This is a genomic window from Gillisia limnaea DSM 15749, assembly GCF_000243235.1.
Classification (GTDB): Bacteria; Bacteroidota; Bacteroidia; order Flavobacteriales; family Flavobacteriaceae; genus Gillisia; species Gillisia limnaea.
In genome coordinates, this window is the sequence record NZ_JH594606.1 from 1976664 (window position 1) to 1996207 (window position 19544).

19 protein-coding genes are annotated in these 19544 nt (G+C 37.2%); 10 read left to right on the plus strand and 9 right to left on the minus strand.

Going from position 1 to position 19544, the window contains the following annotated elements; genetic code table 11:
* Positions 1–179: 179 nt before the first annotated feature.
* The 5 genes from GILLI_RS10630 to can all read left to right on the plus strand — a co-directional run bounded on the left by GILLI_RS10630 (position 180) and on the right by can (position 5540).
* Positions 180–1943, plus strand: coding sequence for a BatD family protein (locus GILLI_RS10630; protein WP_006989119.1), 1764 nt, complete (start codon positions 180–182; stop codon positions 1941–1943).
* 3 nt (positions 1944–1946) lie between these two features.
* Positions 1947–2696 carry a tetratricopeptide repeat protein gene (locus GILLI_RS10635; RefSeq protein WP_006989120.1) on the plus strand — a complete coding sequence of 250 codons (750 nt, stop codon included), beginning with the start codon at positions 1947–1949 and terminating at the stop codon, positions 2694–2696.
* Positions 2697–2777: 81 nt separating this feature from the next.
* Positions 2778–3068: a hypothetical protein gene (locus tag GILLI_RS10640; protein WP_006989121.1), complete on the plus strand. Its 291-nt coding sequence runs from the start codon at positions 2778–2780 to the stop codon at positions 3066–3068.
* 230 nt (positions 3069–3298) lie between these two features.
* Positions 3299–4885 carry a SulP family inorganic anion transporter gene (locus GILLI_RS10645; RefSeq protein WP_006989122.1) on the plus strand — a complete coding sequence of 529 codons (1587 nt, stop codon included), beginning with the start codon at positions 3299–3301 and terminating at the stop codon, positions 4883–4885.
* 19 nt (positions 4886–4904) lie between these two features.
* Positions 4905–5540, plus strand: a complete 636-nt coding sequence (gene can, locus GILLI_RS10650) for a carbonate dehydratase (RefSeq protein ID WP_006989123.1) — start codon at positions 4905–4907, stop codon at positions 5538–5540.
* A gap of 72 nt (positions 5541–5612) precedes the next feature.
* On the opposite strand, the gene GILLI_RS10655 is transcribed toward can, so the two are convergent.
* A complete protein-coding gene (locus GILLI_RS10655) occupies positions 5613–6134 on the minus strand; it encodes a CvpA family protein (RefSeq protein WP_006989124.1) in 522 nt (173 codons plus the stop codon).
* Positions 6135–6181: 47 nt separating this feature from the next.
* On the opposite strand from GILLI_RS10655, the gene GILLI_RS10660 reads away from it, so the two are divergent.
* The 3 genes from GILLI_RS10660 to GILLI_RS18420 all read left to right on the plus strand — a co-directional run bounded on the left by GILLI_RS10660 (position 6182) and on the right by GILLI_RS18420 (position 7785).
* Positions 6182–6538 carry a hypothetical protein gene (locus GILLI_RS10660; protein WP_006989125.1) on the plus strand — a complete coding sequence of 119 codons (357 nt, stop codon included), beginning with the start codon at positions 6182–6184 and terminating at the stop codon, positions 6536–6538.
* A gap of 63 nt (positions 6539–6601) precedes the next feature.
* Entirely contained in the window at positions 6602–7621 is a 1020-nt protein-coding gene (pheS, locus tag GILLI_RS10665; RefSeq protein WP_006989126.1) for a phenylalanine--tRNA ligase subunit alpha, read from the plus strand.
* The gene (locus GILLI_RS18420) at positions 7618–7785 is read left to right on the plus strand and encodes a hypothetical protein (protein WP_006989127.1); all 168 of its coding nucleotides are present in this window, start codon (positions 7618–7620) and stop codon (positions 7783–7785) included. Before pheS ends, GILLI_RS18420 begins: the two co-directional genes overlap by 4 nt.
* Before the next feature lie 247 nt (positions 7786–8032).
* Here the strand turns inward: GILLI_RS18420 and gdhA are convergent, their stop codons facing one another.
* Positions 8033–9370, minus strand: coding sequence for an NADP-specific glutamate dehydrogenase (gene gdhA, locus GILLI_RS10670; RefSeq protein WP_006989128.1), 1338 nt, complete (start codon positions 9368–9370; stop codon positions 8033–8035).
* A 260-nt stretch (positions 9371–9630) separates the two neighbouring features.
* On the minus strand, positions 9631–12660 hold the full coding sequence (locus GILLI_RS10675) for a PEP/pyruvate-binding domain-containing protein (protein WP_006989129.1): 3030 nt from the start codon (positions 12658–12660) through the stop codon (positions 9631–9633).
* Between the two features lie 229 nt (positions 12661–12889).
* On the opposite strand from GILLI_RS10675, the gene GILLI_RS10680 reads away from it, so the two are divergent.
* The gene (locus tag GILLI_RS10680) at positions 12890–13285 is read left to right on the plus strand and encodes a hypothetical protein (protein WP_006989130.1); all 396 of its coding nucleotides are present in this window, start codon (positions 12890–12892) and stop codon (positions 13283–13285) included.
* Positions 13286–13339: 54 nt separating this feature from the next.
* On the opposite strand, the gene GILLI_RS10685 is transcribed toward GILLI_RS10680, so the two are convergent.
* Both GILLI_RS10685 and GILLI_RS10690 read right to left on the minus strand, forming a co-directional pair.
* Positions 13340–14239, minus strand: coding sequence for an EamA family transporter (locus tag GILLI_RS10685; protein ID WP_006989131.1), 900 nt, complete (start codon positions 14237–14239; stop codon positions 13340–13342).
* A 71-nt stretch (positions 14240–14310) separates the two neighbouring features.
* Positions 14311–15306, minus strand: coding sequence for an NAD(P)H-dependent glycerol-3-phosphate dehydrogenase (locus GILLI_RS10690; protein WP_006989132.1), 996 nt, complete (start codon positions 15304–15306; stop codon positions 14311–14313).
* A gap of 398 nt (positions 15307–15704) precedes the next feature.
* Between GILLI_RS10690 and lysM the strand changes: the two genes are divergently transcribed.
* Complete coding sequence (gene lysM, locus GILLI_RS10695) at positions 15705–16205, plus strand: peptidoglycan-binding protein LysM (RefSeq protein WP_006989133.1); 501 nt, start codon at positions 15705–15707, stop codon at positions 16203–16205.
* A 141-nt stretch (positions 16206–16346) separates the two neighbouring features.
* Here lysM and nadD read toward each other — a convergent pair whose 3' ends face one another.
* The 4 genes from nadD to GILLI_RS10715 all read right to left on the minus strand — a co-directional run bounded on the left by nadD (position 16347) and on the right by GILLI_RS10715 (position 19423).
* Positions 16347–16931, minus strand: a complete 585-nt coding sequence (nadD, locus tag GILLI_RS10700) for a nicotinate (nicotinamide) nucleotide adenylyltransferase (RefSeq protein ID WP_006989134.1) — start codon at positions 16929–16931, stop codon at positions 16347–16349.
* A gap of 2 nt (positions 16932–16933) precedes the next feature.
* Positions 16934–17515, minus strand: coding sequence for a guanylate kinase (gmk, locus tag GILLI_RS10705; RefSeq protein ID WP_006989135.1), 582 nt, complete (start codon positions 17513–17515; stop codon positions 16934–16936).
* The gene (locus GILLI_RS10710) at positions 17515–18372 is read right to left on the minus strand and encodes a YicC/YloC family endoribonuclease (RefSeq protein ID WP_006989136.1); all 858 of its coding nucleotides are present in this window, start codon (positions 18370–18372) and stop codon (positions 17515–17517) included. Before GILLI_RS10710 ends, gmk begins: the two co-directional genes overlap by 1 nt.
* An 82-nt stretch (positions 18373–18454) precedes the next feature.
* Positions 18455–19423, minus strand: coding sequence for a YheT family hydrolase (locus GILLI_RS10715; protein WP_040506589.1), 969 nt, complete (start codon positions 19421–19423; stop codon positions 18455–18457).
* Between the last annotated feature and the right edge of the window lie 121 nt (positions 19424–19544).

The window sequence follows — 19544 nt, forward strand, 5'->3', positions numbered from 1 at the left end:
GGAATTGCTGGAAAAGCAATTCCGACCTCTCCGAAGGAGAGGTGAAACAAGAAACAAGAAACAAGAAACAAGAAACAAGAAACAAGAAACAAGAAACAAGAAACAAGAAACAAGAAACAAGAAACAAGAAACAAGCTGTTTAGATTAAAGAATATTTAGGACAACAGGATTAAAATAGAATGAACTTAAGAATATTTATATTGTCATTTTTTTTATTTGTCTCCGGAATTGGGCTGTCTCAGGTGAAATTTGTTGCCGAGGTTAGTAAAAATAAACTGGGGATGAATGAACGTCTTCGGGTAGATTTTGAAATGAACCAGGATGGCGATAATTTTAAAGCGCCCTCCTTTAGCGGATTTACAGTAGTTGGCGGACCAAACCAGGCAGTAAGCAACAGCTGGATCAACGGGAAGCGAACCTATTCAAAAACATACAGTTATTTTTTGGCGCCAACTTCCAGAGGAAAATTTACTATAGGACAGGCAGAGATAACCATTGACGGGACAACGTATAAAACCTCACCGGTTCAAGTGGAAGTTACCGCTGCGGTAGATCAACCTACCGATGGAAATAATTCTGATTTTGTTGCATCCGAGAATCTGCATTTGGTTGCAGAAATATCTAATTCCAATCCCTATCTCAATGAAGCCATAACGGTAGTTTATAAACTTTATGTGAGCCCCAGGGTTAGTGTGAGCAACTGGAGGGAATTGGATAATCCTGTTTACAGTGATTTCTGGAGTCAGAATATTGATATTCGCCAGCTTAAAATAGAAAATGGAGAATTTCAGGGAGAACCCTACAGGTATGTTATACTTCGAAAAACGATTTTATACCCTCAAAAAATAGGGGACCTGGATATCGAGCCATTAACGCTTTCGGTCTCTGTAGATGTTCCCAGTAACCGTAGGGATATTTTTGGAGGTAGACTTTATGAAACAGTTGACAAGACCGTAGCTGCAGGAAAAAGGATCATTAACGTGAAAGCTTTGCCAGATGCCAATAAACCGGCAGGATTTGCAGGAGCAGTTGGAAAATTCGACTTTAAGGTAAAACCCGGCAAAACAGAACTCGCGGCAACCGAATCCTTAACTGTGGAGGTTGAAGTAAGCGGGAATGGAAATTTAAAATTATTTGAACTTCCGGAATTGCAGGTACCGGCTTCCCTGGAAAAATATGAGCCGGAACGCAGTGAAAATGTTCGAACAGACCTTAATGGAACCCAGGGAAGTGTGACTGATAATTATACCATTGTACCTACTCAAAAAGGGAAATTCCCAATTCCCGGACTTTCATTCTCTTATTTTGATTTAAACAGTAAAAGTTACAAAACCATCACTTCCAGCGAGATCCTGCTGGATGTTGCTGCCGCACCGGCAGGAAGTTCTGTAGCATCAGGAGGCTTGGCGACCGGAGTGAAACAACCTGTAGGAATCGTGGAAAATCAATTTAAGTATATAAAATTAAATCCCGGCTTGCAACCTATTGGTTCCGGGAGCTTTTTTGGAAGTTGGTCCTTTTGGACCCTTTATCTTTCTCCATTTCTTCTTGTTGTTTTGGGTATTTTGTTAGTTAAAAAGCGAACAGAACTGGCAAATGATGTTGCTGGAAACAGAATTAAAAGAGCGAACAAACTCGCGCGGAAATATCTTTCAGAAGCAAAAAAGAACCTTGGTGATCAGACAGCTTTTTACATTGCTTTAGAAAGAGCACTGCACAATTACCTTAAAGCCAAGTTGCATATACAGACCACAGATATGAGCAAGGACAAGATCATAAATCTTTTGGAAGAAAGACAGGTAGATAAATCTACCATTATGGAATTTATGTCAATCCTTAAAAGTTGTGAATTTGCACGTTATACCCCTTCTTCAAGTGTTGCTATGCGCGAGGACTACGAGAAGGCCGCTACTACAATTTCAGCTTTAGATAAACAGTTATAACTTATGAAAAGCTTACTTCTTTATTTTTTAATGCTAGGCTGTATTCCACTAATGGCTCAAAACGAAGCGTTATTTGAGGAAGCAAACGCCAATTATAATGATGGGAATTATCAGGAAGCATTAGAAAATTATCAACAAATTCTCACCAATGGAGAAACTTCAGCTGCCTTATATTTCAATCTGGCCAATGCGCATTATAAATTAAATAATATTGCACCAGGTGTTTATTATTATGAAAAAGCACTTCAGCTAAAACCTAATGATAAGGATATAGAAAACAACCTTGAATTTGCAAGGAATATGGTCATTGATGATATTGAAGAAATTCCCGAAACAGGTCTATCCAAAATGTTCAACAATACGATTTCTAAACTTAGTTTTGATGGTTGGGGATGGATGGCAATTGTAAGTTCTATAATTTTTGCAATTTTATTCCTGCTGTATTACTTCAGTGCTGGAACAAAATTTAAAAGACTCTTTTTTGGTGTTTCAATGCTCTTTCTAATTGTTTCCTTAGGCTCTGTAGGTTTTGCTTATCAGCAGCAGTTATCGATTCAAAATAGTCAATATGCCATCATATTTTCTGAAGAGGTTCCAGTGCGAAGTGAGCCTAATCTTAGAAGTGATGAATTGTTCCTCTTACATGAAGGGACAAAACTAAAAGTTTTGGAAACATTTCAGGATTGGATTATGCTTGAATTATCAAACGGAGCTCAGGGCTGGATAACAAAAAATGAGGTACGATTTTTATAAATAGTTTTTATTGATGTTAACCTTAGTTTAAATTATCGCTTTAAGTTTTGATAAAGCTGAGTAAATGCTATTTTTGCACTGATGAAAAAAATAGCTGGCATTCTGGCCTTTCTCTTTGTAAGTTTTCTTTTATGCCCGACGATAGTGGTTATAATTGATAAGCATTCAGATGTGTCCTATGTTTTTTCCATGACTGAAGAGGAACAGTCTAAAGAAGGTAAGACTCTTACAGAATTCACCTTCCACGAAAATTACTCAAACCACCTTAGTATTGATTTCCTTTCAAATAAGAAAGTTATAGGCTATAAGGTTAAAAAAGATCTTGATTTGTTATACCCTGAAGTGATATCCCCTCCTCCGGATTTCGCTTAATACCTCCAATTTTAAAGAATATTTAGTACGCGTAAACGAATTTTAAATTCGGAGTATCCTAAATGCCCTCCTGGGCCTTTAAGGGTATATAATTTATTGCTGTTTCTGAAAATTCAAATTCAAATTATTCACAAATTTTCTGATTGTTAGAAGCAACTTTCTATAATTCAGGTTTAACATTAAATCTGAAATTTGGAAGCGCTTTAGGATCGTCCAATTTTACGTAGTATATGTTTAAAAATTTTAAAAACGACTTGCCTGCAAGTTTAGTAGTATTTTTTGTTGCCTTACCATTATGTTTGGGAATAGCCCTGGCCAGTGGAGCTCCTTTATTTTCTGGAATTATAGCTGGAATTATTGGAGGTATAGTGGTGGGTTCCATATCTGGATCTTCCCTTGGAGTTAGTGGGCCTGCGGCCGGACTGGCAGTAGTGGTTTTAACCGCAATTTCCGATTTGGGGAGTTATGAATTGTTTCTGGTAGCTGTAGTAATTGCCGGATTGCTTCAAATTCTTCTCGGGTTCTTAAAAGCCGGAGTTATTGGTTATTTCTTTCCCTCCTCAGTAATTAAAGGAATGCTATCTGCAATTGGGATCATTATCTTTTTAAAACAAATTCCTTTGGCGCTTGGCTATGAAGATGGGGAAACGCCTTTTGCCTTTTTTGAAACCACCGGATTTGATATTTATACAGGGCTTGTAAATATGTTAGATTCTGTGGCGACTGGAGTGGTAGTAATTACCTTAATCTCACTAGCAATCTTATTGATTTGGGATAAGGTTCTTTCAAAAAAGCACAAGGCTTTTAAGCTTATTCCAGGTCCTTTGGTGGCAGTAGTTGTTGGTATTATTTATCACCTTATTTTTCAAGGTAGCGGCTCTGCGTTTGAAATAACAGGAGCTAATTTAGTAACCGTTCCGGTGCCGGATAATGTATCGGAATTTTTAGGCCAGTTAACATTCCCTGATTTTTCTCAAATAGGAAATTCACAAGTATATATAGTTGCTATCACTATTGCTGTGGTTGCAAGTTTGGAAACCTTGCTAAGTGTGGAAGCAACAGATAAGCTGGATCCTGCAAAAAGGGTAACCCCCACCAATAGGGAATTGGTAGCCCAGGGTATAGGGAATACTTTTTCCGGTCTTGTAGGTGGTTTACCTATAACCCAGGTAATTGTTCGAAGTTCTGCCAATATTATGAGCGGAGGAAAAACCAAAGCTTCTACTGTTATGCACGGTCTTTTATTGTTGTTAAGTGTAATCCTAATTCCGCGTTTTTTAAATTTGATACCTTTGGGAGTTTTAGCGGCAGTGTTGTTGATTATTGGCTATAAGCTTGCAAATCCAAAGCAATTTATTCAAATGTCAAAACTTGGAAAAACTCAGTTTCTGCCTTTTCTGGTAACTGTTATAGCGATTGTTGCAACCGATTTATTGGTAGGTATATTATTAGGTTTGGCTGTGGGAATCATTACTATATTGATAAACAGTTATAAAAACTCTCACTTTCTTCATATTGAAGCTAAATCCAACGGATTAAACACGATTAAAATGGAATTTGCAGAGGAAGTAACCTTTTTGAATAAAGCAGCCATCCAAAGGGAATTATATGCATTGCCAAAAGATACCTATCTTACCCTGGATGTAAGGAAAACAAAATCGCTTGACCAGGATGTTCTGGAAATTCTTGATGATTTTTCCATAACGGCTAAGAGTAAAAATATTACCATCAAATTAATTTCAGAAAGGGGTGTGGTTGAAAACCCACCTAGCTATCGTCAATTTTTTGGTGTAGATGTTTTTGAAGGAGCACATTAATTAATAAAAATAGAATACTATGAGTACTTTTTATAAAAATCTTTTAGAGAATAATAAAAATTGGGTAAAGAGTAAACTGGACCTCAATCCGGATTATTTTGATAAACTTTCCAAAGGACAACAGCCTCCTTTATTATGGATAGGCTGTGCAGATAGCAGGGTTCCTGCAAATGAAATAATTGGAGCAGAACCGGGAGAAGTTTTTGTCCACAGGAATATAGCGAACATGGTTGTCCATTCTGATATGAACATGTTGAGCGTGCTGGATTATGCTGTGAATGCATTAAAGGTGAAACACGTAATTGTTTGCGGGCATTACGGATGTGGTGGCGTAAATGCGGCCATGACAAACCAATCTATTGGTTTGATAGATAACTGGATTCGTCACATTAAAGACGTTTACAGGTTACATAAAACAGAACTGGATGCTATTGAAGACCAGACTCAACGCTTCAACCGATTTGTAGAATTAAATGTTACAGAACAGGTTTTCGATCTTGCCAAAACCTCCATTGTGCAGGGAGCGTGGAATAAAAACCAGGAGCTTAGCCTTCATGGTTGGGTTTATGGAATAGATTCCGGGATTATTAAGGATCTGGGTGTCAACATAAGCAATGATTCTGAACTGGATGATGTATACCAACTTAATTTCTAAGTTAAGATTTATATTTCCCTAAATTTGTTTGATTTAGGAGCCAAGGGACCGGTTTTAAAAGCGGTCCTTTTTTTATACCTCAAAATCTTCTTCAAGAATATTTATCTCTTTTGCTTCCCGAATAATGGTTGGCAATAAAATAGGCGCAATGGATTGTACGTGCGGAAATAATATGGAACTTTCGATGGTTTCCTGCTCTACAATATTTATATCTTCGTTTGTTTCACCAAAAAACATAATGACTACGCTTATAATAAAGGCGAGTTTTATCAATCCAAATCCCGCACCTGCCAGCTTATTTATAATTCCCAGGGCAGCAAAATTCATTAAACCGGTTATAAATTTTCCCGCAAGGGAAATCAAAAAAACAATGAGGACAAATGTGATTGCGAATGCTATTAAATTAACAAACTGAATGTTCCAGGAGACTTTATCTATAAGGTAATCGCTTAAAATATGAGAGAAATAGACAGCAACGTATATTCCGGCTACAAATGCCACCAACGAAGCAAGTTCAGCAAAAAAACCTCTAAAAAATCCCCGCACCAATCCATAAAGCAGGATGATGGCAAGAATTATATCAATTATATTCATGTTTTAAGGATAGCAATTACATCTTCTAAGATACGTATCTTTGCCCAATGGCAAGAGACGAACAATTAAAAGAACGGTGGACACAATTACAAACAAGGATTTCCAATCAATTTGCAGATGGAGATATGCTGGATTTGGATGCGATAATTTACCTTATTGGAGTGCAGGAACTTGGAAGACCTCATGAAAAATTCAAAAAAGATCAAAAATTAGATCTTATGCACATAGCGATATGCCGTTTGTTGGCACCTTATGGGTATTATGAATTTGATTTCGTAGATGAAGAGGGTTGGCCTCATTATAAGGTGCTGGAAGTTCTGCCCAGTTTAAAAGCAGGAGAACAATCGGTGTTGATGAAAGACGCCATTGTACAGTATTTCCTGGAAACCGGATATATTCAATAAGATTTTTAAATTGCAGGGTAAAAGTACATTTTTAGTAAATTTGCCGTTTAAAGAAATGAATTCATGATTGATAAGATAAAGGAGCATATTGCAATAGTGGCGGGTTTTCAGGCTTCAAATAAGGAAGAAGTTGAAGCTTTCAGGATCAAATACCTCGGAAAAAAGGGATTTTTGAATCAGTTTTTTGCTGAATTTAAAAATGTTCCGAATGATGAGAAAAAGGAATTCGGTCAGGCAATAAATACTTTAAAAACCACCGCTCAGGAAAAAGTTGCGTTGTTAAAAGATGCTTTTGAAGGTGCCCAGGAAGAAAATGGAGTTTATGGAGACCTTTCCCGCCCTTCAGAACCGGTTGAGATTGGATCCAGGCATCCTATTTCCATCGTAAAAAATCAAATTATAGAGATCTTTTCAAATATAGGGTTCAATGTTTCTGAAGGACCTGAAATTGAAGACGACTGGCATAATTTTACAGCATTGAACCTTCCGGAATATCACCCGGCAAGGGATATGCAGGATACCTTTTTTATTCAGACAGATCCCGATATTTTATTAAGGACACATACCTCCTCTGTACAGGTAAGGTATATGGAAAATAATCAACCTCCCATACGCACGATTTCACCCGGGCGTGTTTTTCGAAATGAAGCTATTTCGGCACGATCTCATTGTATCTTTCACCAGGTGGAAGGGCTGTATATCGATAAGGATGTTTCCTTTGCCGATTTAAAACAAACCTTACTCTATTTTACAAAGCAGATGTTTGGGAAATCCAGGATCAGGCTTAGACCTTCTTATTTTCCATTTACAGAGCCTAGTGCTGAAGTGGATATCTACTGGGGACTGGAGACAGAAACCGATTACCGCATCACCAAAGGAACCGGCTGGCTGGAAATAATGGGTTGTGGAATGGTAGATCCAAATGTGCTTAAAAATTGTGGAATAGACCCCACCGAATATAGCGGATTCGCTTTCGGAATGGGAATAGAACGTATTGCGATGCTTCTCTACCAAATTGGAGACATCAGGATGTTTTATGAAAATGATATTAGGTTTCTTGAACAATTTAAATCAACTATATGAAAAAGATTGGAATTATTATTTTAGCGGTTATTATTTTAGCTGGGATAGCAGTACTTACACTGGTATTTCAGGTTATTGAATTTTTTGTAGGCGCTATTCTGTTCCTGGTGGTCATCTTCTTTCTGGGTTATTTGTTTAAGAAAGTAAAGGACAAGCTGGATTAATTGAAATTGAGTTTGCTGAAAAATTAGAATTGTTATGATGGGTCTCTCATTGAGAACAGCATGAATCATTGCAATATCTTCAGATATCACTCGTCTTTTTCTATTTTAACATCCGGTTTAAAATACCTCCAATATCAAATCATATAAAAATAAAATTCCCGGGAATATTTCCCCCGGGAATTAATAAAAATTCTTGCTTATTTAACCTGAAAGGTTTCTCAGGGAGGACATAAAATTGCTTTTAAACCTATAAAACACCTTGATCTAACATTGCATCGGCAACTTTTATAAAGCCTGCAATATTCGCCCCTTTTACATAATTAATATATCCATCCTCGTCTGTTCCGTATTTGGAGCAAACTGTGTGAATTGAAGACATAATTTGATTTAATTTGGCATCCACCTCTTCGGTAGTCCAGTTTATTTTCATGGCATTTTGGGACATTTCCAACCCGGAAACTCCTACACCTCCTGCATTTGCGGCTTTACCAGGAGCAAATGGCAATTTGTGTTGATGAAACAGTTCAACCGCTTCTGGTGTGCACCCCATATTGGATACTTCCACAATATATTTTACGCCATTAGCAATTAATATTTTAGCATCCTCCCCATCCAATTCATTTTGAATTGCACTTGGCATTGCAATATCCACCGCAACCTCCCAGGGTCTCTTACCGGCAATAAATTTGGCTTCCGGGAATTCTGTAACGTAGGGAGAAACTATATCGTTGTTAGATGCTCTTAGCGATAAGAGGTAGGCTATTTTTTCAGCATTTAAGCCGCTCTCGTCATGGATATATCCATCTGGACCAGAGAGGGTAACTACTTTCCCTCCAAGTTCTGTAACTTTTAAAGCCACACCCCAGGCTACATTGCCAAATCCTGAGACAGAAACCGTTTTGCCTATAAAGGAATCGTTTTTGGTTTCCAGCATTTCCTTTGTGAAATAAGTTGCTCCAAAACCTGTAGCTTCAGGTCTTATAAGACTTCCTCCCCAATTTAAACCTTTACCCGTAAAAACACCGGTATTTTCAAATTGTAGTTTTTTATACATTCCGTACATAAAACCAATTTCTCTACCTCCTGTTCCAATATCTCCTGCCGGAACATCTTGATTAGGGCCAATAACACGCCATAATTCCCACATAAAGGCCTGACAAAAACGCATGATTTCTGCATCGGATTTTCCCTTCGGGTTAAAATCTGATCCTCCTTTTGCGCCACCCATTGGTAAGGTTGTTAAGGCATTTTTAAATGTTTGCTCAAATCCTAAAAATTTAAGAATACTTAAATTCACGCTTGGATGCAAGCGAATTCCTCCTTTGTAGGGGCCAATTGCATTGTTAAATTGTACCCTGTGACCTAAATTTATCTGAACCTCTCCTTCATCATCTACCCAGGAAATTCTAAAGGTCAAAATGCGATCTGGTTCAACAAGTCGTTCAATTATTTTTGCTGCTTCGTATTGAGGATTTTCATCATAAATGGTTTGAATAGATTCCAACACTTCGTGAACGGCCTGTAAATACTCTTTTTCTCCGGGGTGTTTGGTTTCCAGGTTATTTAATATGTCTTTTACATTCATAATAGTATGATTTAAACGTATTTAAAATTATTAGAGGATATATTCTTCAGTTTATTATTTGGGAGCAAAATTACACATATTAAACCGTATTTTTATTTAAAAACCCCTCAGTTTTTAATCGCAAAATTGGGTTTAATTCCCCGATCTCCGCCCGTTGCGTTTGGGTGGGATATCTTCAAATTTCTGGATAGTTCTTCCTTTATCTTACATTTTGAGCTTTCAGATTCTTTGATAATTTTTATTCGAATTTTTAGACTTCTCTACATAAATCCTTCAGGAGGGAGCTCTTCGATGGAAACTCCGGGTTTATTAGAATTTTCTGTTTTATGTCCTTCCTTGAAAATTATGGCTTTACTGTTTTTCCCGTCAATAATTATATTTAAAGGTTCTTTAAAACGAATATGCCTTAAATACTCATCTTCATATTCCGCAACTTGTTCATTTAAGTACGATAGATCAAAATATCCATCATCTATAAATGGATTTATGGTTAAATAACCAATTTTAAATGAGGTTAGGTTTTGAAAAAAATGAGTTCCCTGGCTGGGTTCAATTCTATAATCATTTAGACCAGCTTCAATAATAATTTTAGCCGATGCTATTTGTGGCCAAATAACGGGAATACCCAACCACGGATCGCTGGAGCCCCATCTTCCGGGGCCTATTAAAATATAGTGCTCATCCAGTTTGCTGAATTTTTTGTTTATACGTTCCACTGCAGCTGCTATTTTCCGGGTATTTGCGGAGTTGAAGGTTTCGGGTTTTACATAGACAAGATCCTGAATATTTCCATAGTTTCCATTTCCAAGGGCAGACTCGGAATAAACTATAGTGTCCTTAACATCAAAATTCTCTGGAATTTTGTTCATTGTTTCAATGCTTTCAACAATAGGTCTTATTTGTAAAAAACTAAATTCCTTTGGATGACCTGAAGGAACATCAAGCTTTACGGCAAATTCAATTTCTATTGGATTTCGCATTTCCCGTTGCCCAATTCGTAACAATTCCTTTAGAATTTCTGCTAATGGAAAGTTGTTGTATTTCAACACATTATCAAAGGTTATAACCCGGATACCATCTTGCAGAACTCCGGGCCTAATGGTGTTGTTTTGAATATCGTAGGTTGAAGCAACAAATTTTAAAGAGCCATGTTTTTCGGCATTTCTTATGCTTATCTTTTTCTTATTTATAGCTTCACTGGTGGAGACCTGATAGCTTTCCGGATCCATATCCAGCCCATAGAAATCTTGTTGAGTCTCCCGTTTGGTGGATTCTGGAGAAGATAGCTGGAGAATTTTTTTAGGATGATAAGGGGAAAATCTAAGGGTTTGTCCTCCGCCAACAATAATTTCCCCCAATCCCAATGCTATATTAGCAATTCCCTCATTGGGCAATTCACTCCCAAGGGGATAAAAATTTATGGAACGCGCTACTCCTGAAATATTAGGGTAGTACACATCATCATATTGTTTCCCGGTGACCTCTTGTAAAATAACCGCCATTTTATCCTCTTCAATACTATGGGAAGATGCTTTTAAGTAAATTTTGCTCTGTTCAAAAAAGGCTGAAGCCATCACCGATTTAATTGCATTGGAGATCATGTGCAACATTTTCTCCTTTGAGGAATTTGGAATCATATAGGTTGCAAATACCCCGGCAAACGGAATATAATGCGAATCTTCCAATACACTGGAAGAACGAACTGCGATAGGTGTTTTTGCTACATTTAAAAAGGATTTTATATCTTCCAGAACCCAGTTGGGTAGTGGTTTTGAAATAAATTCGTTCAAAATTGTATCATCATTATCGCATTGTGCAACAAAGCGTATAAGCTTATGTTTTTCCATAAATTCGTCAAATACTTCCGTGCTTAAAACCACTGTACGAGGTATTGAGATGGAGATATCTTTGTATTTATTGAACAATTTATGACGTTTTAAAAAGGAATCAATAAATGCCAGCCCAAGGCCTTTTCCTCCCAGGGAACCTTCTCCTATTCGCGCAAATCCCAAATACTCATCGTATTTATCTTTGTCAAATTTTGCAATAACTCCTCTTGACCTATATAAACGGTATTTTTTAATGGAGTTTATTAAAAATTCCCGGATTTGTTCTATATCGTCAAAATCCTCATATTCTACAGTGCTAAATAAATTAGCCAATGGGAAAAGTGCCCTGGATCTTAGCCATTTAGAATATTCACTTCGCTTTGCGTGGTATTGTATAGATTCTAAACTTACGTTATTGAGCGCTCTTTGAAAATTATTCAAATCTTTTACCGTTGCCAAAACTTTCATTTGAACAGGATCCCAAAACTCAAAATCACCAAATGAAAAGTATTTATTGATATAGTTTTTAATTTCCTCTCCCAGTACTTCAGAATGTTTATATAAAAACTTTCCTTTTAGCTCCAGGGTTATTTTCTCGTTGTTTTTATCGGAAGATTGAATTAGAAATGGAAAATAGCGTTTCAGGCTTCGTACGTATTTAAGGAACTCGAATCCCGCATTTGGATCCCTTTTACCGTCTTTAAAATAATTTACATCAGAAATAACTCCTAAAAGGTTGTGTTTATATTTTTCGAAAAGCGAAAGTCCTTCTTCGTAATTTGTTGCCAGTAAAATTTTTGGACGTCCTCTCATGAGCATCATAGTGCGATGCTCATTCAATCCTTCAGACATAAAGGAGTGCGTTTGTTTTAAAATGATCTTATAAATAATTGGTAAATACCTTGAATAAAATTTCAGGGAATCTTCTACCAGTAAAATCGCTTTCACACCAATCTCATTGATGTCTTTTTCCGCATTCATCCTATCTTCAGTAAGTTTGATAATTGCCAGAAAAATATCAACATTCCCGTTCCAATGAAAAATCAGATCGATAATCCCGGTGTTTTCACTCAGAATTTTTTTTCTCAATTCAGCAGAATAAAGGCTAAGAGCAGCAATTGGGATGGATGGGAAAGCTTCTTTTATTTGCTTTGAAGTTTCAAAAGCCTGTGCATTTCCAATATCAAGCCAGGTTATTACCAGGTCTATTTTATCAGATTGCATGGTGCTTATTGCCCTCTTGGCAGAATTGGCGTGCGTAAAACTTGGAGGATACCTAAGGTTTAATGCTGTATATTCATTAAAAATACGTTCATCTATTCTCCCATCCTCCTCGAGCATGTAATAATCATAGTTAGAACATACAATAAGAACCTTATTAATCCTGTTTTGCATTAATTCTTTAAATGCAAATTCTTCAAATTCGTATGTTTTTAAATCGGGGAGTGTTCTTTTATCCATTTTTCTGAATGCCTTTATTAACCTTAGCAAGATAATTATTCAGGAATCAATCTTAAAGCTTTTAAGGAGGTGTTTTGCTTAAAGTAACAAAATTCAGTGGTTTTAAATAGCTTCTGTAGGTTTCATATTAATAGCTGAATTGATCCTTACAATTGCTTTAGCAAACATTATATTTGTGGCTGCGTTTTTGTCTAATTTGAAATAAACGTATAAGTAAACTGAATCAATTTTGAAAAAAGACATTAAAATACCGAAGTCTGCAGGAATATACATGGGCGTAGCGAGGGAAAAAAGTGAAGAATTTCAAACGATGGAGTGGAATGCCTATTTAATAAATGACCGGGATATTGCAATTGAAATGGTCTTGATAGTTAGCAAGGGCTTCGATAAAGAAATAAAGACGGCTACCATGCGGCATTCTGTAAAAGTACTTGCGGCAAAATCCTTTGCTAAAATCGAATTTCTACAGGAGGAGCTATTACAGCTTACCAATGAATTCGCAGTAACCTATTTTGCCGATGGGAAAATGTATGAAAGGACCTTTGTTTTTTCTGAAAATTCAATTAAGGAATCCGGATTGGTGGAATTGCCAATAATTAAAACCCCGGGAATCCTTTGCAAATAGCGAAGAAGAAGTGCTTTTTAAGGTATTCCATAAAACCAATAGTAAGGTGGCGCTCTATTCTAAATTTCTGTTGAATCGGGGTACATTCATCACCACCACTGCGATAAGAATGATTATTATTCCTATCCATTGTTGGAGATTAATCACTTCGCTTAATAAAATATAGGCCATTAACACCGCTACCGGTAATTCTATTGAAGAGATAATAGCGCCAAGTCCCACATTTATTTTTGGCATTCCTTTGGTGAATAATATAGGAGGGAGAATTGTACCAAAAAGAGCCAAGATCAATCCCCATTTCTGAAAGATTTGCAGGTTAAATTGTTCCAGCAAAAATGGAGCAGAAATAATACTTACTATAACCGTTCCGCCCAGCATCATCCATAAACTTCGCCTTAAAGAGTGAAGTTGATTGGCAACCGTATTAGAGGAGTAAATAGTAACGGTGTAGGAAATCGCAGCCAGAAGCCCCCAGGCAATTCCCCGCCAGTCCAGTTGAATGGAGTCAAGGAATATATTGGTGGAAAGAACTGTTCCCACAAGAATGGCGATAACCGCGATAATTTTATTTCTGCCAGGTTTTTTCCGGGCTATAATGGCCTCCAGGACAACCCCTAGCCATACACTTTGCATAAGCATCACGATCCCAATTGAAACAGGGATATAGCGAACAGAAATATAATAAAAAATACTGGTAAGGCCTAAAGAAGTCCCTGCCGCCATCAGTTTTAGGATACTCTTTAATTTAGGCTCTGTGGGCGCTTTTTTCTTTCCTTTTACAAATAGTAAGTTTATAATAATGAGTCCGAATAAACCAAGGATCATTTGTGAAAAGGTGATTTCGTAGGATGTGTAACCTTCAGCATACGCCATTTTAACGAAGGTTGTGAGCATTCCATAACTGGAAGCTCCCAGTGCAACAAGAAGGCTGCCTTTAAGAACAGAGTTATTCATTTACTTCTGAAAAAAGCAGTTAAAAAACCGCAGTTGAAATTAGATTTGAGGGTGTTTATGCTGAAAATTGGTCAGTCTAGTTTTTCAGCTAATTTGTTGAAGACTTTTTTAGGATTTTTACCTTCATAAAGAATGCTATAAACAGCATCGATAATAGGCGTTTTTGCAGCTTTCTTCTGGTTAATCTTATAGGCGCTTTCTGTGGCATAATAACCTTCGGCAATCATACTCATTTCCATTTGAGCGCTTTTTACGGTGTAGCCTTTCCCTATCATGTTCCCAAACATTCGGTTGCGGCTAAAAACAGAATATCCTGTTACCAGCAAATCCCCTAAATAGGCAGAATCATTGATGTTCCGTTTCATTTTATGCACTTGCTTGATGAATTTTTTCATTTCCCTAATGGCATTGCTCATCAATACACTCTGGAAATTATCGCCATATCCAAGTCCGTGAGCAATTCCGGCTGCAATAGCGTAAATATTTTTCAACATCGCCGCATATTCGGTTCCGGTTACATCATCGCTGGTCTTACAGGTAATGTAATCGCTTTGAAGATGATTGGCCATAATTGTGGCTTTTTTCTCATCCTGGCACGCAATGGTTAAATAAGAAAGTCTTTCCAGGGCTACTTCTTCTGCATGACAAGGGCCTGTGATCACCCCGAAATTTTCATCCAGAACGCCATATTCCTTATTAAAATGTTCCCCAACTATGAGGCTTGTTTCAGGAACGATCCCTTTAATGGCAGAAAATATAACCTTGTCTTTTAGCGGAATAACCAACTTATCCAGTTCTGCCTTCACAAATGCAGAGGGGATGGCAAATATCAAATAATCTGAATTTTTTACCACCTCATTAATATCATTGCTTAACCTAAGTTGTTTTACATCAAATTCTACAGAACTAAGGTAATTGGGGTTGTGGTCTTGGGTCCTTATATGTTCTATTGCAGTTTTGCTGCGCATATACCAGTTTATTTCATCCAGATTTTCACTAAGCATTTTTACAATAGCAGTCGCCCAGCTTCCGCCACCAATGACACCAAATTTCGGAGAGTTTTCCATAGTTTATTTTATTACGGCAAAAATACATAAATTTATAGGAAGTGAATTATTCCTTCTTTTCTTGGGGAATTTACAATTGATATCTCTTTTCTGCGTTTACAGTATAGGAAGAGCAAAGTTGCTTTTTCTGGAACTAAATTATATTAGTTTTTTGGTTGGTTATTTTGGTTGAAAAACAGCATCGGGTCTTTAAATACCTGGTGCTGTTTTTCTGTTTAACCCCGTACATCTCGCTGGGGTAGGATTTCGTCGAAGTGCTGAATTTTTTTTCCTTAGACATAACTCGTGCCTTTGTTCCGGGCCATTGATTTTATTCTAACAAAATTTTATAAGTTAAAAATATTTCAGTTTTCAAGAGAATTCGTATCTTGATTAAACAAATAAGTGAAAGAAAAATCATGGGTCTATTCAAATTTATTAAGAGCGCAGGAGCAAAAATTTTTGGTGCCGATAAAAATTCCAGAGAAAATTCCGTTAAGGTTTCCGGAGAGCAGGAGCATTCAGAAGAAATTGAAAATGAAAAGGCTGCAAGTAAACTTGAAGAAACCATACGAGATTTAAACCTCAAGGTTGAAAATCTTAAGATTACAATAAAAAATGAACTGGCCCGGATATCCGGAAAAGCAATAGATCAAACCACACGTGAAAAAGTGATTTTAGTGGTTGGAAATGTGGAGGGGATTGCACAGGTAGAGGATAATATGGTGGTTGATAATAAGGAACCTGAAGCGGTTTTCCACACGGTGGAACGAGGGGACTCATTAAGTAAAATTGCAAAGGAACATTATGGTTCCGCAAATAAATATCAAATAATTTTTGAAGCAAACAAACCAATGCTTACAGATCCCGATAAGATCTATCCGGGTCAGGTATTGCGAATTCCAGCTTTAAAGGAATAGAAAAGTAAAAGAGGACTGTTTATAAGAATTGAGAGTATTACATTGAGCGCAGTCGAAGTGCAAGGTTTATTGTTCCACCATGAAAAAAGTAGGATCTTTTAACCACCAAGAATATTCAAAAGGATTTTTAAACAGTCTTTTTTATTTATAGAAATTCATCAATTCTATATATTCCCAAACCTTTACGGGTAACATCGCCGTAATATTTTTCCCATCTTTAATCGCATTCCTTATAAAGGTAGAAGAGATCTCTATTACCGGAGCATCTATTCTTGTGATTTTTGGATGATCTTTAAATTGATTTTCCATCGCACCTTTAGAGATCCTGGGATATACATAAATAGAATGTCTTTCAAGAATGACCTCGTAATTTTTCCATTTATGAAAACTTTTTAAATTATCCTCCCCCATGATAAGGGAAAAAATAACATCGGGATGATCCTCTTCCAGTTTAGCGAGTGTGACGGCGGTATAATTGGGTTGCGGAAGTTTGAATTCTACATCACAGGGTTTTAATCTCTCGTAATCTTCACAAGCCTTATAAACCATTTCCAGTCGGTGATGGTTATCGAGCAAGCTGCTTTTTTTCTTAAAAGGGTTGTGAGGAGTAACTACCAGCCAAACTTCGTCCAGATTTGAAAATTCAACCATATAATTGGCAATAATTATATGCCCTATATGAATGGGATTAAAAGTTCCAAAATATAGACCAACCTTCTTTTTCATTCCTACTTTTTATCTGCACCCACATATTTCGATACTAGCTCGTAGGCTTCATTTAGTGCCGTTTGCAAGTGTTTATTCTCTATTATAAAGTCAAACTGAGGAGCGGTTGCGAGTTCGATAGAGGCCTTTGCAACTCGCATGTTGATCTTATCTTCCGACTCGGTTTTTCGCTTTTTTAAACGGATCTTCAATTCTTCAATACTTGGCGGCTTAACAAATACAGCTAAGGTTTCTTCGGGATAAATATGCTTTATATCCAAACCTCCTACAACATCAATATCAAAAATCACATTTTTACCTGATTCCCAGATTCGTTTAACTTCAGATTTAAGAGTGCCGTAAAAATTATCACGATAAACTTCTTCCCATTCCAGGAATTCATCGTTTTTTATCTTGCTTTTAAAATCTTCCAAAGAGAGAAAATAGTAATCTTTTCCATCAACTTCTTCAGGTCTTGGTTCCCGGGAAGCTGCGGAGATAGAAAAATCAAGTTTCAGTTCCGGTTGAGAAAGCAGGTGTCTAACAATAGTAGTTTTTCCAGATCCCGAAGGAGCCGAAAAAACAATAAGTTTTCCGGTTTTCATTAAAGCACGTTTAAAAGTTGTTCTTTTATTTTTTCAAGTTCATCTTTCATTTGGACTACCAGCTGCTGCATAGGAGCATAATTGGATTTACTCCCAATGGTATTTATTTCCCTGCCCATTTCCTGAGAGATGAAAGCGAGTTTTTTTCCGTTGGAATCTTGAGAATTTAAAGCTTCCTTAAAGTAAGATAAGTGATTGTCAAGGCGTACTTTTTCTTCAGTGATATCGAATTTTTCAATGTAAAAAACAAGTTCCTGCTCAAACCGGTTCTCGTCAACCTTTTCCTTGAGATCTGCCACTCCTTTTTTAAGGCGATCCCGAACTCCTTCTATTCTGTCCGGATCCATAGTGATGATCTCTTCTAAAAGTTTTTCTATGCTCGTGACTCTAAATTGCAGGTCCTTTTCCAGTGCAAGACCTTCATCGGTTCTAAATTTGTTTATTTCCAATAATGCTTCAGAAACCGCTTCTTCAATTCCTTCAAATTCGATTTCATCAATTTCATCACGTTCAGTCTTAAGAGCATCAGGCATTCTAACCGCCATTTTCAATAATTCGGTTTCATCTCCGTCTACGATCTCTTTTAACTGCCTGATGTAATTTTTAACCACCGCGGGATTGATTGCCGCAGTAGTTTCTTCTCCGGTAACTTCTACGTGTAAGGAAAAGTCCACTTTTCCACGGGTTAGAGAATTTGCAATGAGGGTGCGTAACTGCAATTCTTTTTCCCTGTACTGTCCGGGAATGCGGGCATTGAGGTCAAGGCTTTTGCTGTTTAAGGATTTTATTTCTACCGTTATTTTCTTGGATGGGAGCTGTAAAAGACTTTTTCCAAACCCCGTCATTGATTGAATCATGTTCGATTTTTAAAAGATTGTGCAAAGGTAATCAATTTAGTGAAACCCTGCCTAAACTGATCCTGCCTTGAAAGGATCCATTTCATCCGGAAAAGGAAGTTATAAATTCCAGGGAACGTTCTTCTGCATAGGTTTGTTCTTTCTTTTGAATAAAGCCTACATGCCCGCCATATTCAGGCATTTCAAGATGAAAGTTAGGATTGGATTGTGCGATCTCTATTGGAGAAGAGTTTTTGGATAGAAATCCATCATTTTTTGCATTTATTAGTAAGGTTGGAATTGAGATTTTCTTTAGAAACTGAAGGGAACTGCTTTTCTCATAATAATCCAATGCGTTTTTATATCCGTGTGCGCGGCTGGTGTAGAGTTCGTCAATAGCAAATAAACTGTTGCAGGATGCTATCTGATGTTTTTCCAGGTCATCTGGGAAATGGGCTTTGCGATTATATAACTGTGTTTTGAGCTTTTTTACAAATCTTCCGGAGTAGATTCTGTTTCGGGATTCTTCCAGTTTTTTTAACGACAAATGAAGGTCGCAGGGAGTAGAAATGGCAACCGCCGCTTTCAATTGGAAAGGAAGCTTATTGCCTTCTCCAACGTACTTCAGCATTAAATTTCCCCCAAGGCTAAATCCATTTAATGCGAGGTTTTCATACCTGTCTTTTGAAAGAATATGTGAAACTACCTTTACTAAATCCTCACTGGCACCAGCATTATAAGACCTGTACAGGCGGTTGATCTCGCCACTACATCCCCGGAAATTTATAGCAGCAACATCCCACCCTTTCTGGTTAAAATATCGTGCCATTCCAAGCATATAGGGACGCTGGGCGTTGCCTTCAAGTCCATGGAGGAGGATAAGTACGTTCCCCGATTTCACCGAAGTGGAATAGCTCCAGTCCAGATCCAAAAAATCTCCGTCTTCGAGCTCAAGCCTTTCCCTGCTTTGAGCCACCGGAGAAACTTTTCTTAAAACCGAAGCGTAGATTGTAGAAATATGGTAATTTTTGAATAGTACCGGAGGACGATATGTGCTTTTTATAATGGGCATAGAAACAAATTTCGTAATTAAATTGGAGCTATTAAGCTTAAAAAACATTTTAATCTTACCAGTGTTTAATTCTTCGATGCCGGTCCATTCCTTTCTAGCAAGATGTCGTGCAGATCCAAAT